At 31.3% G+C, this 17,405-nt stretch carries 7 protein-coding genes; all 7 read right to left on the bottom strand.

Features of this window, described 5'->3' with window-relative positions; all coding sequences use genetic code 11:
* Window positions 1–42 precede the first annotated feature (42 nt).
* Window positions 43–1,398 (bottom strand): endo-1,4-beta-xylanase, encoded by a 1,356-nt coding sequence (locus WHD07_RS12250; protein WP_343328639.1) that lies wholly within the window; start codon window positions 1,396–1,398, stop codon window positions 43–45.
* Window positions 1,399–1,431: 33 nt separating this feature from the next.
* Window positions 1,432–2,682, bottom strand: coding sequence for a carbohydrate binding domain-containing protein (locus WHD07_RS12245; protein ID WP_343328638.1), 1,251 nt, complete (start codon window positions 2,680–2,682; stop codon window positions 1,432–1,434).
* 195 nt (window positions 2,683–2,877) lie between these two features.
* Window positions 2,878–4,368, bottom strand: coding sequence for a RagB/SusD family nutrient uptake outer membrane protein (locus WHD07_RS12240; RefSeq protein ID WP_343328637.1), 1,491 nt, complete (start codon window positions 4,366–4,368; stop codon window positions 2,878–2,880).
* 13 nt (window positions 4,369–4,381) lie between these two features.
* A complete protein-coding gene (locus WHD07_RS12235; RefSeq protein WP_343328636.1) occupies window positions 4,382–7,369 on the bottom strand; it encodes a TonB-dependent receptor in 2,988 nt (995 codons plus the stop codon).
* 44 nt (window positions 7,370–7,413) lie between these two features.
* Window positions 7,414–9,966, bottom strand: a complete 2,553-nt coding sequence (locus tag WHD07_RS12230) for a glycoside hydrolase family 3 protein (protein ID WP_343328635.1) — start codon at window positions 9,964–9,966, stop codon at window positions 7,414–7,416.
* 366 nt (window positions 9,967–10,332) lie between these two features.
* On the bottom strand, window positions 10,333–14,490 hold the full coding sequence (locus WHD07_RS12225) for a hybrid sensor histidine kinase/response regulator transcription factor (protein ID WP_343328634.1): 4,158 nt from the start codon (window positions 14,488–14,490) through the stop codon (window positions 10,333–10,335).
* Between the two features lie 11 nt (window positions 14,491–14,501).
* Window positions 14,502–17,348, bottom strand: a complete 2,847-nt coding sequence (locus WHD07_RS12220; RefSeq protein ID WP_343328633.1) for a DUF5060 domain-containing protein — start codon at window positions 17,346–17,348, stop codon at window positions 14,502–14,504.
* Window positions 17,349–17,405: the final 57 nt, after the last annotated feature.

Raw genomic sequence — 17,405 nt, 5'->3', positions numbered from 1 at the left:
CTGTTTTTCAATTCAAAAATTCACTTAATAATGATTATTCACTTATTGTAATCCTTCTAAAAAACCAAAATAAGCAGCTTTTTTATTATAATTTGAATCAAACAATAAAGGCCAATCTGCATTTCCCCAGAAATCTATCAACCAAGATTCATTATCTCTTACTCCCCAAATTGTTAAGGCAAATTTATTTGCTAAAGGAATTGAATTGTATATTTGAACCACTTCTTTATATTTTGCTCTTTGTTCTTGAGCTCTATCATCTGTTAAAGAAGTAATATCCTTATTTGGATTTGCTCTAATATCTAACTCAGCAAAGTGTAATTTTAAACCTCTAGATACAGTACCATCTGCAACTGCCTCAATATTAGATTTTGAAGGACCGCTATACGAAATATGCATTTGAGCGCCAACACCATCAATTAAATCACCTAGCTCATCTACCAATTTAAACATTGCTGCTCTTTTTGTTGCACTAGAAGCCATATTATAATCGTTATAAAAAAGCAATACATCTGGATCTGCATCTCTTGCAAATTGAAAACATTTTTTAATATAGTCATCACCCATTTTTTGTCTAAAAACAGAATTTCTAAGTGGATGACCTGATCCATCTTCAAAAGCTTCATTTACAACATCCCAAGAACGAACTTTGCCTTTAAATCTTGTTAAGGTGGTTGTAATATAATCTTTTACCATTGCTTCAAATTCTGCATTGGTACCTGCAAAATTTTCAACCCAAGAAGGCGTTGCATTGTGCCAAATTAATGCATGTCCGTGAACATTTATATCATTTTCTTGCGCAAAACTAACCATAGCATCTGCAGCACTAAAATCATAGTTTCCTTGTGATGGATACATCACATTCATTTTCATCTCATATTCTGAAGTTATATTATTAAACTCCTTTTTTAAGATTTCTGTATGTTTTCCTCCTGCTTTTACCCAAGATGATCTAGTGATTGTACCAACTGAAAAAGTAGTTGCTGCATCTTTTAAACTTGTATCACTTGTAGAACCACAGAATCCATCTGGACAAACTCCATTTTCATCAACCCTAATTATTTGGGTAGCTATTGTTGTAAGTCCATCATAAATAACATAGTATTTAACAATGTATTCTCCTGCATCATTATATCTCACCTCGGCAACACCTGCGTTATCACTTACAACTCCACCCCCTAAACCATAGTCCCAAAAACTTTGGTATTCAACTGTACTTTCTGTAGTACTTTGTAAAACTGCTACATAAGGATCTGCTGTTGAAACTGTATAACTAAATGAAGCTTTAACTGTAATAGGTGTTTCACCTTCAGTCCCCATGATACTCTCATCCTCTTCTGAACAAGAGAATAAGAATAACGTTGAGATTAATAATATTATTAATTTATTTATTTTCATAAAATCTATATTTCGTTAATTAAGGTTTTACTATTATTTTTTTTCTACTTTTAAATCATCAATAATGAATGTACCTGCTGATGCACCCATATCTAAAGATATATTTGTATTTGCTTCATTCGCTACAAAAGTCCACGTATATTTTGCCCAATCTGCAGTAATTGTATAATCAGGTCCATATTTTGCCGTTGCATCTGGTTTTGTTGAATAACGAATTACAGCAGAGTCTCCTTTTGCCCATAAAGTAACTTCATATTCTGCATCTATTTCTGTTTCTATGGAATCACTTACAAATTGTACACTCCAAGGGTCTCCAGCTGCTGAGTTTGATACTTTAACGGCTCTAGCACCTGATAAAACATCACTTGTTTCTTCAACAATAAAATCGCCTCCATTGTATTTTCCCCAATTTGTAAAATCATTACCTGAACCATCTTCAAAACCACCATTTAAAATTAAACTAGCGTTAGAAGGAAGTGCTGGTGCTGTGTCTCCTTTTACAACTTCAATAACATCTATTACAAATGTACCTGCAGATTTACCCATATCTAAAGAAATATTAGTAGCTGCTTCATTTGCAGTAATTGTCCAAGTGTATTGTTGCCATTCTGATGTTAATATATAATCTGGCCCATATTGAGCAGATGCATCTGGTTTTGTTGAAAAACGAACTACTTCTCCATTTCCTTTAGCCCAAAATGAAACAGTATATTGTTCTCCTACTACTGTTTCTATAGCGTCACTTACAAATTGAACACTCCAAGGATCTGCATCTGCAGAATTTGATATTGTAGCTGCTCTACCTCCTATAAGTGCATCTGTTGTAGCAAAAATATTATCGCCCCCATTATATGCGCTCCAGTTTGTAAAGTCATCGCCATCACCTTCCGCTAAATAACCATTTGCTAATAAATTTTCTGGATTTGTTACATATCCTTCCTCTACTGGTACAGTTACTTCAATAATTTGAGACGTTTGTAAAGCATCTCCTACACTAACCATGGTAAGTGTTACAAATTTGCTTCCAGACTCTTTGTATTTATATTCTACAGCACCTGCTTTATCAGCTACTTTATTTCCAGCAACTTCAAACTCCCAGTAAGAATAAAAATCTGCTTTGTTTGGTGTTGTATTTTCAAAATAATAAATAGCTGAATTATCCGCAGATGCTGTTACTGTAAATGTTGGTTGCGTTAATTCAGCAACATCATCATCATCATTATTTGTACATGAACAAAAGGCTATGAACAAACATAATAGCCCTAATATTTTATTTTTTTTCATAATTGTATGTGTTTTTATAATTATTTTAATCCTGTAAAATAAAACTGGAAGTTGCACTAAACGCTTTCTTTCTTACAACCAATTACTCTACAACCTATTTTTAAATGATTAACTTTAAATAGCTTAATAACAGTGTGCTTTATTACACACTATTATTAAAACTAAGAACTAAACTTAATTTAATGAACTCGAGTATTAAAAACCTGGGTTTTGATCTTCTGAATTAATATTTGCATTTGAACTAATCTCTGCATCTGGTATTGGCCATAATTCATTTTTACCTACCTGAAAATTAGTGCCTGCTAATTCTGTAGCGGCAATACCCCATCTAAGCATATCATCAAAACGAACTTGCTCTCCGGCTAATTCAACTTTACGTTCATGAACAATAGCTTTAAATACAGCATCTTTAGATAAGTTTACATCTAAACCTGCTAGTCCTGCTCTTTCTCTAACTTTATTGATGTAACCAATTGCGTTTGCTTGAGAACCAACTTCATTTTCACATTCTGCCATCATTAATAAGACATCTGAATAACGAAGTACTTTTACGTTAATTCCTGATTCTCCATTTTCTGAAGGTTGTTTGTAATAATTTTGGTATTTTTTCCAAGCTGCAGGTCTAATATTACCTCCGTTTTCAGCAAAATCAGACTCAGCAAACGTATTATCGCCATTGTTATAGCTATCTCCTGCCACGTAAAAGTTAGCTGCAAATCTTTTATCTCCTGATTCGAATTCGGCAACTAAATCGTCTGAAGGGTATACATTAAACCAATCTAACACACCATAATCTTGACCTCTTTTAGTGGCATGATTTGGACCTAAACCATTTACAGGAGACCACCAAAACTGTTCTGTCCCTAATGTTATATCATACTCAATTTCAAAAATTGATTCAATACCATGTTCTGTTTCTTCCTTAAAATTATCGAAGTAATTTGTTTCTAAAGCGTAACCAGATAATTTATTAAATTCACCTAAGGCTAAATCATAAGATTCTTGGTATAAATATACTTTTCCTAAAAAAGCTTGAGCCGCTCCTTTTGTTACTCTACCAGGAGTTTCTGCACTTTTATCTAATAAATTAGTAGCCGCATATTTTAAATCGTCTATAATTAATTCAATTACTGCTGCTTTTGTACTTCTTGGTTGACCTTCTGTATTGTCTGTTCCGTCTCCTAAATAAATAGGAACTCCTCCATAACGATTTACTAACAGCCAATAATAATGTGCTCTTAAAAAACGTGCTTCAGCAATATATTTTGCTTTTTTAGCATTGGTTAAAGTTCCTTCTGATAATGCATTAATTTTTTCTGCATTAGCAATTACAAAATTTGCTTTATTAATTCCTCTATAACATGCATCCCAAAAATCTTTAATTGAAGGTAAACTCGAATCGAAAGAAAAATCTGCAAAGGTTACCTTGTCTCCTTCTTGTTGTCCGTTGCCAGAATTTTCGTGAGCCATGTTATCCATCATGTAAAATATTAATCTGCCATACAACCCAAATGGTTGTAAATTTGAATACACTGCATTTACTGATGATTCTACTTGAGACTCATTAGAGAAAAAAGTATCTGGCGATAATTGATTTGGGTTTGATAATTCCAAATCATCTACGGAACAAGAATTTGTTAAAATAATTCCGAAAAGTGCTAAAACTATTAATATATATTTTTTCATAATTGTTTAATTTTTAAAATGAAACTTGAACTCCTAATAAAACAGATTTAGGTTGTGGGTATTTACCTCTATCAATTCCATATTCCCCTCCTCCAATTTCAGGATCTAAACCAGAATAATCACTTATAGTTAGTAAGTTTTGACCACTAACATACACACGTAATTTTGAAAAATATTTTTCAAACATTTCACTTGGTAATGTATATCCTAAAGAAACATTTTTTAATCTAGTGTATGATCCATCTTCTACAAAACGGTCTGAAATACCATTGTTTTGAGGTGCTCCTAAAATTCTAGGTTCTGTTCCTGTTGAGTTTGTTGCAGACCATTTATTATTGTAATATGATTGACTTACATTAAATAACCTGTTTGCTCCCCCCACTAAATCGTACGTATTTGTATTAAAAATTTCGTTTCCTGCAACGCCTGTAATAAATAAACTCATATCGAAGTTTTTATATTTAGCGTCTAGATTTAAACCGTATGTTATATCCGGAAATGGATTACCAATAATTGTTCTATCATCTGAGTTAATAGTTCCATCGCCATTTAAATCTTTAAAACGAATATCTCCTGGTTTTACAATAACTTGATTTGGGTTTGCAGTAAACACAGCATCTACCTCATCTTGATTTTGGTAAATTCCGTCAGATACTAAACCATAAAAATGAAATAATGATTCTCCTACAACAGTACGCGTAACATCTGCTCCACCTAATTTGTAAGGAGATCCTGTAATCTGATCTCTAGCACCTAAACTTAATACTTCGTTTTTTGAAGTTCCTAAATTTAAGTTTGCAGACCATGTAAAATCGCCATCATAATCATTAAATCCTAATACTAATTCAAAACCTTTCGTTTCTACAGAACCCGCATTTACAGGTAAGCTACCTGCATTAATACCACTAGATAATACAGCTGGTATGTATATTAATAAGTCATCACTTGTATTTTGGTAGTACTCTAAAGAAGCTGTAAATTTATCATGATATAAACCTACGTCTAAACCAACGTTTATAATTTCTTTGGTTTCCCATTGTAAATCTTGATTTGAACCTCCGTTAGCCGTTACACCAAATGCAACTGCACCTCCAATAGGATATTCGAAACCACCAGTTAAAGAAGGCGCGTATAAATAATCTCCAATAGCATCACTACCTACAGTACCGTAACTAGCTCTTAATTTTAAGTTACTAAAGTTAGAATCTTGCATAAAAGATTCTTTTGCAATATTCCAACCAGCAGATGCTGAGTAAAAGTTAGCCCAACGTTTGTTTGCTCCAAATCTTGATGAAGCATCACGTCTATAAGATGCAGATGCAATGTATTTACCATCAAAATTGTAATTGATACGACCTAAGTATCCTATTTTATTTACTTCTGAAGAACCAGAGCTAACACTTGAATCTTCATTAGAAACTTGATTTACTTCATCTGTAACAGCATTTCTACTACTTGCATTTAAACTTTCGTTTTTTCCTTCATATTTTTCAACCAATAGTAATGCTTCAAAATTATGTTTATCTGCAATTGTTGTATTATAGGTTAAACTATTATCAAATATAATTGTTTGACCATTACCGCTATTGCGTGAAATTGCTGCGTAATTTTGTGCGTGTGTTGTACTTCCATCAACACTATCATCACTATATGAAGGTTTAAAACTACTATTATTATATGTGTAATAATCTAAACCTACTTGAGATTTAAAATTTAATCCATCAATAATTTCTACTTGTGCATACACATTACCTATAATTCCTAATGTTTTATTTACTGCATTACCAAGTGTTTGAGCTCTTACTGGGTTTACAGCATCTTGTCCATCTCCTGATGAAGAAGGCCCTTGAAAACCACCTAAGTTACTAGAATTATAAACAGATAAATAAGGAGCAGACTTAATAGCGTGCTCTATAAGTGATCTACCCTCTTCATCTCTTTCTGGATTTTGTTTTCCAAAAGAAATAGACATAGATTCTCCTACGGTAACCTTACCAAATTTAGCACTACTATTTGCTCTAAAAGAGTATCTTTCAAAACCTGAATCAATTAAAGTTCCTTCTTGTTTTAAATACTCCCCAGAGAAAAGATGTGATGAATTTTCTGTACCTCCAGAATAACTTAAATTATAATCTTGAATAATACCTACTCTAAAAATTTCATCTTGCCAATCTGTATTGGTTTTGTAAGTAGATAAGGGTCTATTAGGAAATACACCTAATTCACCGGCGTATTTTAAATAATCTATGGTTTCTAATACATCATATCTTTGTGTTACTGTTTGGAAACCTGTATAGGTATTAAAATTTAATTTTCCTTTTCCGTTTTTACCTTTTTTTGTAGTAACAACTACTACACCACTAGACCCTTGTGCACCATAAACCGCTGTGGTAGAAGCATCTTTTAATACAGATACTGTTTCTATATCATTAGGACTAATACCAGACAGGTTGCCCACTATAACACCATCAATTACATATAGTGGACTATTATTACCCACTGAACCTAACCCTCTAATTAATACCGATGGTGAAGATCCTGGAGAACCACTATTCGTAATCGTAAGACCAGCTGCCCTACCTTGCAAAGCAGATTCTGCGTTTGATACTGGTAATGCAGAAATATCTTCTGACTTTACCGTAGATATTGCACCTGTTACTGTTTTTCTACTCTGTTTACCATAACCTACAATAACAATTTCGTCAAGTTTTTCTAACGATTCTATTAAAACCACATCAATTTGTGTTCTGTCACCTACAACAATCGTTTTAGTAGTCATACCAATGTATGCAAAAACTAATTGGTCTGTAGGCATAACATTATCAATCTTAAAAAGACCATCAAAGTCTGTCTGTATCCCTTTTTGCGTTCCTTTTACTACTACACTAACACCTGGCAATAATTCTCCTGTAGCATCTTTCACTACCCCACTAACAGTCTTGGATTGCGAAAACATACTATGAGAACATATCATAACTAAGGCTATGATCGCTATTTTCATTTTTATCATTTTGAGTAATTTAAATTAATTGAATTTGTTTTTATTTATTGAATTTGAACTTTAGTTACTATTACATTCTTTTCTGACGATAACTTTACATCTGGTTGTTTGCCTCCAATACTAATATTTATCGTTCCAGATTCTATTACTTTTTTTCCTTCTTCAGATATTCTTGCATATTTTGTAGATGGAATTTTAAATGTTACTGTTTTAATTTCGTTTGATTTTATACATACTTTCTTAAAAGCAACCAAACTTCTAATTGGATTGTTTTTTATTGTATCATTCTTATGCGTAACATAACTTTGCACAACTTCTTCTCCTGAATATTTGCTATTATTTTTTACATCAACAGAAATAATGATATCATCATTCTTTGCAATTTTATCTGATATTTTTAAATTAAAATACTCAAATTTAGCATAACTTAAACCATGACCGAAAGGAAACAAAGGCTCTCCTTTAAAGTATCTATAAGTTCTATTTTTCATGTCGTAATTTTTAAAATCTGGAAGATCTTTTACCGATTTATAAAAAGTTACTGGTAGTTTTCCTGACGGATTATAATCTCCAAAAAGGATATCTGCAATTGCGCGACCTCCAAATTCTCCAGGATACCAAGCCTCTAAAATTGCAGGAATATTTTTTGCTGTCCAATTGATAGCCAGAGCACTTCCGTTCATTAAAACAACGATTGTTGGTTTGCCTAATTTCTGGATGGCTTTTACCAATTCTAACTGCGTTTTTGGTAAGGTAATATCTGTACGATCTCCTTTATCAAAACCTTCTATAACAACTGGCATTTCTTCTCCTTCTATTTCTGGTGACAATCCTAAACATAGAATTACAACTTCAGATTTTTTTGCAGCTTTAATTGCAGGCGATAATAAATCTGTATTTAATTTTGCCCATACTAAATGTGCTTGAGGATCTGCAAGAGAATTGCTATAGTCAATTCTAATTTTATATGATTTTCTAGCTTCTAATTTAGCATCAAAATATTCTAATTTTGGATCGTAATCTGCATTGTATTCAAACTTAAGAGAATCATTAATATATAATTTAGCATAATTACTTGCCTTTAAACCAATTCTATAATCTCCTGATTCTTTTGGTACTATTTCTCCAGACCATTTTACAGAAAAATTATCTGAAATTAAATTATCAATAGGTCTTTTTGGTGTCCACGTAAAATTGATTGTTTCATCATTTCTAGTAAAAACTGGATTGCCAACAAAAGAACTATTATTATAATATTCTGCATGTAATCCTGTTCCGTTTTTATTTTTTAAAACTTCTTTTGGAATCGCAGTTAATGTTGGCCATCCTTCTGCTATATTTGAACCTAATGCATAATTTATAATAGTGTTTGGTAATTTTTCTTGCAATCCTTTTAACGGAGTAATAAAATTATGAGGAGTTCCATGATAATTACCCAACAAGGCTTGTTTAGAATCTGCATTTGGACCAATTACTGCTATCGATTTAATGTCTTTACTTAAAGGTAATAAGTGGTTATCATTTTTTAATAACACCATAGATTCTTTGGCAATCTGTTCAGACAATTTATAATGCTTTTCACTCGCCACAACGCTGTATGGTATTTTAGACCATTTAACATTCTTCTGATCATCAAACATTCCTAATTTAAAACGCGCGGAGAATAATCTTACCAAAGCAACGTCTAATTCTTCTTCATTTATCAACTGTTTTAAAACCGCTTCATTTAGGTTAGGGTCGTACACACTACCACAATTTAAATCGGTACCACTTGTTACTGCCAATGCAGCTGCTTCTTCTGCTGTCTTTACAACAGCATGTTTGTCTTCTTCCCAAAAATCATTAATTGCCCAACAGTCTGAAACTACATACCCACTAAAACCCCAATCTTCTCTTAATATTTTTTGAAGTAACAAATCGCTACCGCAACAAGGTTTATCATTATATCTATTATAAGCACACATTACAGAGTGTACTTTTGCTTCTTTTATAGCAGCTTCAAAAGCTGGCAAATAGGTTTCGTACAAATCTTTTTTAGTAGTTACATAATTATCTTGATGTCTCGATTTTTCTGGACCACTATGAACTGCAAAATGTTTTGCCGTGGCTACAACTTTTAAATGCTTTTCATCATCACCTTGCAAACCTTTTATATAGTTTACTCCTATTCTACTTGTTAAATAAGGATCTTCTCCATAAGTTTCTTGACCTCTTCCCCAACGTGGATCTCTAAAAATATTAATGTTTGGTGTCCAAAAAGTAAGTCCTTGACTCATTTTTCTTTGTCCTTCGCTAATAAATTGATGATATTTTGCTCTTGCCTCATCAGAAACAACAGTTCCCATATTAAAAATTAAGTCTGGGTTCCAAGTTGCTCCCATACCTATTGCTTGAGGAAAAACAGTTGCTTCACCAGCTCTTGCAACTCCATGTAAACATTCATTCCACCAATTATATTCTGGCACACCTAATCTTTCTATTGAAGGAGCATCATATCTCATTTGAGATATTTTTTCTTTCAATGTCATTTGACTAATTAAATCGGTAACTCTTTCTTCGGTTGATAAAGATTGATCTTGAAATTTAAATTCAATCACTTTTTTACTACATGAAAGACCAAGAATTAAAGCAATGAAACATATATAAAATGTTACATTCGATTTTATTGTTTTGATATTTATTACACTTTTATTCAAAATCATTAATTAAAGATTAAAACTAGTAACAGTATTAAAACACCTACGATTAAGATTTCTATAATAATATTTCTTATGGGATATTTTTTCTGCATATTTAACTCATACTACTACTCAAATATAGAAAGTTGATGCTATTTTGAGTAAAAGAAAGAATGCATGTGATGTTAATTTTGGTTCTTTTTAAGGTAAAATAGCATAAACACACTGTATCTATCAGCTTTTGGTGGCTAATTTTACATTCAAGAAATAAAAAAGGAAAAAGAGTTATTGTTTTTCTTTGACAACAACTTCAGTTGGTAGTTTTCCAAAATGTGCTTTAAAACATTTTGTAAAATAAGATGCAGAAGAGAAACCAACTTTAAAACCAACCTCGCTTATAAATGCAGAACCTGTTTCTAATATTTGATATGCTCTTTCTAATCTAATTCTTCTTAACAGTTCGTTTGGAGTTTGCCCTGTTAAAGATTTTATTTTTCTGTAGGATTGACTTTTACTTAAGTTTAATTCATTAGCCAATTCTTCTACACTTAAACTAGAATTGCTAATATTTTCTCCTATATATGCCAAAACTTTATTAATAAATTCTTTGTCTATTGATGTTGCATTTGTATTCTCTTTTGCCCCACTAACTTCACTAAAGTATTTATCAAAAATTAATTTTCTACTGGTAATAAGTTGCGAAAGTCTTAAAGTAAGTAAACGCATATCAAAAGGTTTGGTCATATAAGCATCAGAACCATGTTCTATTCCTTCAATACGGTCATCAATCCTTGCCTTTGCAGTAAGCATTAATAAAGGAATATGACTTGTTTTAATATCTGTTTTAATACGTTTACAAAACTCAAAACCATCCATTTCTGGCATAATAACATCCGTTAAAATAACATCTGGAAAAGATTTTTCTGCAATTTTTAACCCCTCTAAACCATTATTTGCTAATAAAACTTTATAGGTTTTACTTAATTCTGTTTTTAAGTAATTTCTTAACTCTGTATTATCTTCTACAACTAAAATAGTATACTTTTTAGAGGGTATTTTTTCAATTTCTTCATGATCTTCTGTTCCGAAAATTTTATTTTCTGGAATAAAGTTTATTTCTTTTTTCGGAAAATCTACTTCTGCTTTAAAACTCTTAATTTCATCTTTGGTAAAATGCTCTTTCCCTTTTGGTAAAATTATTCTAAAGGTAGTGCCTTCATCTATTTTACTAGTTACTTCTATTTTACCTTTATGTAAATTAACAAAACTACTAACTACTTCTAAACCTATACCCGTACCCCCATAATAGGTTTTATTAAGACTTTCTACTTGATAAAATCTTTCAAATATTTTATCAACCTGATCTTCTTCTAATCCTTTACCAGTATCTGATATTACAATTTCTACTACTTTTACAGCTTTGGTTGATGAAATTAGTGGTAAAATATAGTCTTCATCATTGTCTATTAAATTTACACTGATTACCCCATTGTCTGGAGTTACTTTCATTGCATTTGACAAAATATTGAAGATAATTTTTTCGAGCATATTTTGATCTGCCCACGTATTTATCAATGACATTTCGGTGTCTAAAGTCAAAAATATATTTCTATTTGCAGCTTCTTCTTTAAAGAACAGCACAATATTCTTAGTAAAATCTACCAAATTTAATTCTGTTGCTCTTACCCTTACTTTATCAAATTCTAACTTTCTTAAATCCATTAGTTCATTGATAAGCCTAAATAATCTATCAGAATTTCTATAAATAGTACTGTGTTTAGACTTTACTTTTTCGGGTAAATTTAAAGTTTCATCCCTCATCATATCCTTTAAAGGATTTAATATCAACGTTAAAGGAGTTCTAAATTCATGAGAAATATTTGTAAAAAACTGTAATTTATTTTTATTTAAAATCTCTTGTTGTAGTCTTTGAGTTCTCTCGTTTTTAATGAGTTCTTTTTCTTTTAACCTATTTTTTGTTATTTTATTTAAAAGTAAAAGTCCTAATCCAAAAAGTAGCACATAAGTAGCCAGAGCCAAGTTAGATTTCCACCAAGGTGGTAATATTGTTATTTTTAATTCTAATGGTTTTTCGTTCCAAAGACCATCATTATTTGCCGCTTTTAACTTAAAAACATAATCTCCATAATCTAAATTGGTATAAGTAGCACTTCTTTGATTGCCTACATAATTCCAAGATTTTTCTAAACCTTCTAAATAATAAGCATATTGGTTTTTCTCTGGTCTGGTGTAGTTAATCCCTGTATACTGTATGGTAAACACAGACTGCTCATGATTAAACTCTATACTTGATGTTTCTGTAATGGTTTTTGTAAGTGGCGAGTTTTCTTCATTAGGAATCACGTCTTTGTTAAAGATTTTTAAACCCGTTAAATAAAGAGAAGGTACGCTAGAATTTGTACTTAAGTCTTTTGGGTTAAAAAAATCGACCCCTTTATAATTTCCAAAATAAAGTTTTCCTTCGTCGTCTCTTAATACTGCATTAAAATTAAAATCATCAGACAACAATCCATCATTTGTGGTGTAATTAACAACTTCATTTGTTTTTAAATCTAGCTTTGTAATTCCAGTATTTCCACTTACCCAAATATCACCTTTTTTATCTTCTATGATACTTGCAATGTTTTCTTGATTTAATCCAGCAAACTTATTAAACCATTTAAATTCGTCGGACTTTTTATCATACCTACACAATCCAGCACCTCTTGTACCAATCCATAAGTAATTATCTGAACTTTCATATAAAGATAATATATGCGTAGAACTTCTTTGATTGTTATTTGACTTAGCCAATTGACTAACAAAAGATTTTACACTTAATACACCTTTATTATTGTTTATTTTAAAAAGTCCAATAGTTGTTCCCAACCAAATAGCCCCATCATTATCTACCAATATTTTTCTAACGTCACTTGTAGGTATCCCATGTTTTGCAAATTCTTGTGAATTTTGATATGTTAAAACATGTGTTTTGGGATTAAAAGTATAAACTCCGGTGTAAAAAGTACCTATCCAAATAAGTCCGTCTTTATCTTCTGCAAAACTTAAAATGGCATTTGAAAATAATTTTCCATTTGAACTTTCGATATTGATATTTGTAATATTTTTAAATCCGTCTTTTAAGACGTAAATTCCATTATCCCAACTTCCTGCCCAAAAGTTCTTTTTGCTATCAATAAAAATAGTTTGAATGTGGTTACTAGTAAGGCCTGAATATGTTTTATCATTAGCTTTATTAATATGATCTACTTTAGATGTTTTAATATCAAAAACATCAATACCACCACCATCCATCGTAATCCATAATTTATCATGATCATCTCTTACAATACCTGTAACAGAACCTATTTGTAAAGAATTTGGATTATTCTCTAAGCTTTCTATGTTATCGAATTTATCAAATAAATGATCACTTACTACAACACCATTATTGTAATAACCCATCCATATTCTCTTACTTTTATCAACAAATAATGACCAAATTGAATTGGAACGAATACTATTTTTGTCTTTTTTATTATAGAGGTAGTTTTTTATTAGAACTCCATTAGAATCCATGTGAAAAAGACCATCATTCTCAGAACCAAACAAAAAGGTTTTATCTGCTAATGCTACTATAGATAAGATGCGCTTTTGAGTTATCGGAAATTGTGAGAAACCAACAATATTATTTTCTTTAAGTTGATACTTAAAAACCCCTTTGGTGTAGCTACCTGCCCATAAATTATTTTCATCATCGACCAACAAAGTTTGAATTGGCATTTCAAAATCTAAAATATTAGAACCCTCTAGCTTTTTAGGTTTTAAAATTACAGAATTTAGCGTATCTAATTTTCTTAACCCTAAACTTGTACCTAGAAATATAGTACCATTTTTATTCTTTTGTATACTGTTTATAGCTGGTTTACTAACATCTTTACAAGCTATTCTTTGTATTTTATTCGTTTTTAAATTAAGCTTAAACAAACCATTTAGTCTTGTACCAATATAAAGATTACCTCTACATTCTAAGATACTTAAAACAGATATATTAGCATTATCTAATAGACCTACTGATATTTTTTTAAATTGATCTAAATCTCTATCATAAAGATTTAAACCATCTTCTGTACCAATCCAAAGATTATGATTTTTATCTAAATAGGCAGAAAACACCAAATTACTGCTAATTGATGTTGCATCTTCTTGCTTAAATTTATAAGAAGTATAATCTAGACCATCAAATTTATACAAACCAGCTCCATTGGTTCCTATCCAAATAAACCCGTAATGATCCTGAATAATCGTATAAATACCAACTTTAGAGATACCAGATTTTATCGTTTCGAAATTAAAAATTTGCTTTTTATTTTGTGCCTCAATAGGTGCACAAAAAAATGTGCATAAAGACAACATAAAAACAATACACCACTTAGGTTGCATAAATTAGATTTTTAATTAGGACTAAAATTACTATTTTTTGTTAGAATAAAACGGTCCATTTTAAAACCATCTTCTCTCATAGAAAAAGACAACACGTATTCTCCTGATTTATCAAAGTTTAAATAAATTGTTTTTTCTGTACCACAATGATTATCGGGCATTCTTTGTGCAGAAGACCAAGTCCATTCATTTTTACCATCGCACCATTGCATTCTTGCTCCGCTTGCTTGCCAATTTTCATTAAAACCAACATGTACTCCATTATCTTCTGTACCGGTAGAAAGTGCATTTACCCAAATATAATATTTCCCGGGATTATTTATTTTTATTTTATAAGAAATTACACCTCCTGTACCCGAAACCGGAAAGAAATTTTCGCCTAAAATAAGTGCATCATCATGGGTAATTCTTGTGTCTGGCAAAGCTTGAATATAACTGTTTTTATTAGCCGTTTTACTATAGTTTACTTCGTTTATTTTATCATTTAAAGATCTTACAACCCAATTTCTCTTGGTGCTATTATTATTTTTATAATGATAATTTTCTGCTTCAATTTCTAACATTCCGTCTTTTTCTTCAAAAGGTTTTGTGTCTGCTAGTATTTTTAGCAACGAATAATTTTTAGGCGTAAAAGTAATAGAATTCCATCTTCCTCTAGACCAAGCCGTTTCATTTCCTTCAGGAATTAAACCATTGGTAACCGCTTTAGAGGTTATTTCAATAATATCATTTTCATGTAAAAAAACAGCATCCACTTGATGTCTAACACTTTTAAAAGACTCAGAAACTCTAGGGTTTTTAATAGTATCTAAAGCAGTACCATTAATTTTAATAACATATTCAGATTCTCCATCATTCTCTGCTATAGTTACAAAGGTAAAATTATAGGCCCCTGTAGTTCCTTTAAACTTAGCAATTGCCGTTGCAAATTTGTTTCTATTATTTTCTTCTGATGCATTAATTGCCAATACATTGTTTGGAAAATCTTTATAATATTCCAAACCATCCTTTTTTAATAAATCGAAATCTTGAATTGCATTTAAACTGATAATTTTTTGCTCATTTTCTTTCGGACTTTCTTTTTCGTTTTTGGTTGCAGTAATCAATGCAACCCAATCTTTACCCTTATTTGGTGGAAAACCTATTGCTTTTTCACTTCCACCAGTAATTTTTTTAATAGAACCATTTAACAGTTTTCCACCAATTCTTGGATTGTACCATTTAACTGTGTACTTTTTTGTTGCTCCAAATAAATTAATTTTAGTTTCTTTTACCTCTGGTAAATAAATTGCAACCGTTTTATCATTTTCTACAAAAACATAATCGTCTGGATTGTAGGTTAAATCGTCTGCAGAATGCATTTTATCAAAAGGCAAATACTTATTAAAAAAGTCTAATGCGTGTTTTGTTTGATTCCAAACATTTTCTCTAGATCGCCAATCTTCACAATTCAAATCATTGTGCGCAAATTTATACCCAAAATACCATTCTACTCCGGCACCACCAGCCATTAAATTCCCCCATAAAACTTTGTGTCTTATATTATCATGATTTGGATCATCTGCATCTGGTTTTGCTCCTGCATCTGCAGGTCCAATTTCATCTTGAGAAACTACCCATTTTTTTCCTGTTAATTGAGATTCTTGAACCCATTTTTTTGTGATAACATGAATTGAATCTGGGCTAGCTGTTTGCATAGAAGGTCCATCTAAAAACTCATATCCCAATAAAGGCTCTAAATACAAATCTTGCTCTTTAGGTATAGAATGTGTGTGTAAAGCCACAAAATTCTGGTAAGGATCGTGTGTTTTAATATATTTTGCCATTGCTTTTCTATCGGCATCATTTTGTCCTTTTGGAGACCAATGAACAGGGCCGTTTTCTTCTCCTAAATTCCAAGTAACTGCTAAGTGATGTGCAAATCTGGCAATTAATTCTCTGTAATATAATTTACGCTGCGTTTTTAACTCGCCAATATCTAAAAGTAATTCGTTTTCTGTTTCTTGCGTAACAATATGTAACATCAAACCTAAATGATCCATGTGATCAAAAACAATTTCCCATTGATCTAATTTACTGGTATCAAAACGCGTTCGGTCATTTTTAGTGATCCAAGGCCAAACATCGTCTCCATCTCCTTGTACATTCATGGTTAAAAAATATACAGAATTCATTCCTTTAGAAGCCAAATAATTTAATGCTCCAATAATGTTTTTCCCTTTTCCGTTTTGCCAAGTTGGATCTCCTTCTTTCCAATCCTTAAAATGTGGTTGATATTTATGAGTTGCTGGCGTTTCATCAAACTCATAATACCCCAAAAAGTTTTCTGGACTATCTGCACCACCTTTTAAAAATGGTTTGTTAGATTCTGAATAATACAAATAACGTTCGTCTTTGTAAAGTAATCGTCCATTGGTTCTATCTGCACTTTCTTTTATTACAAAACTTCCGGTTTCGTTATCAAAACCAACAGATTTCCCTGCTTTTTCATCATCATTTATAGCAATTTCATTTCCCTTTTTAAAAGAAGCTTTATAAGTCCATTTTCCAACTTTATTGGGCATAAAACGCACCTTCCAAACAGTACCTTTTTTAGAACTTGTTTCTGCAGCATTACCATCGGCAGCAAAAAAACCAGGAATTGTGATTTCTTCATCTCCGTTTTTAAAAGTTACATTTAATCTATAATTTAAGAAAGGATTGTCTTCATCGTTTTCACTAAATTCTTTGTAATCAAAACGGATGGTTATTTTGTTCCATTTTTCTAATTTTCCCTCAACTTTTCCTTGAGAAAATACAGTGAAATTAAAAATGAACATTAAAAAATAGAGTACAATACTTCTTTTATTTATTGACATAAACTAAAAATTAAATTTTGAATTGAGAGAACTTAATCAACAATCTCGCCCCAAGGG

Source organism: Polaribacter staleyi, from assembly GCF_038024045.1.
Taxonomy (GTDB): domain Bacteria; phylum Bacteroidota; class Bacteroidia; order Flavobacteriales; family Flavobacteriaceae; genus Polaribacter; species Polaribacter butkevichii.
Note: the sequence above shows the minus strand (reverse complement) of the source record. Positions and strands in the feature narration are given on the sequence as shown.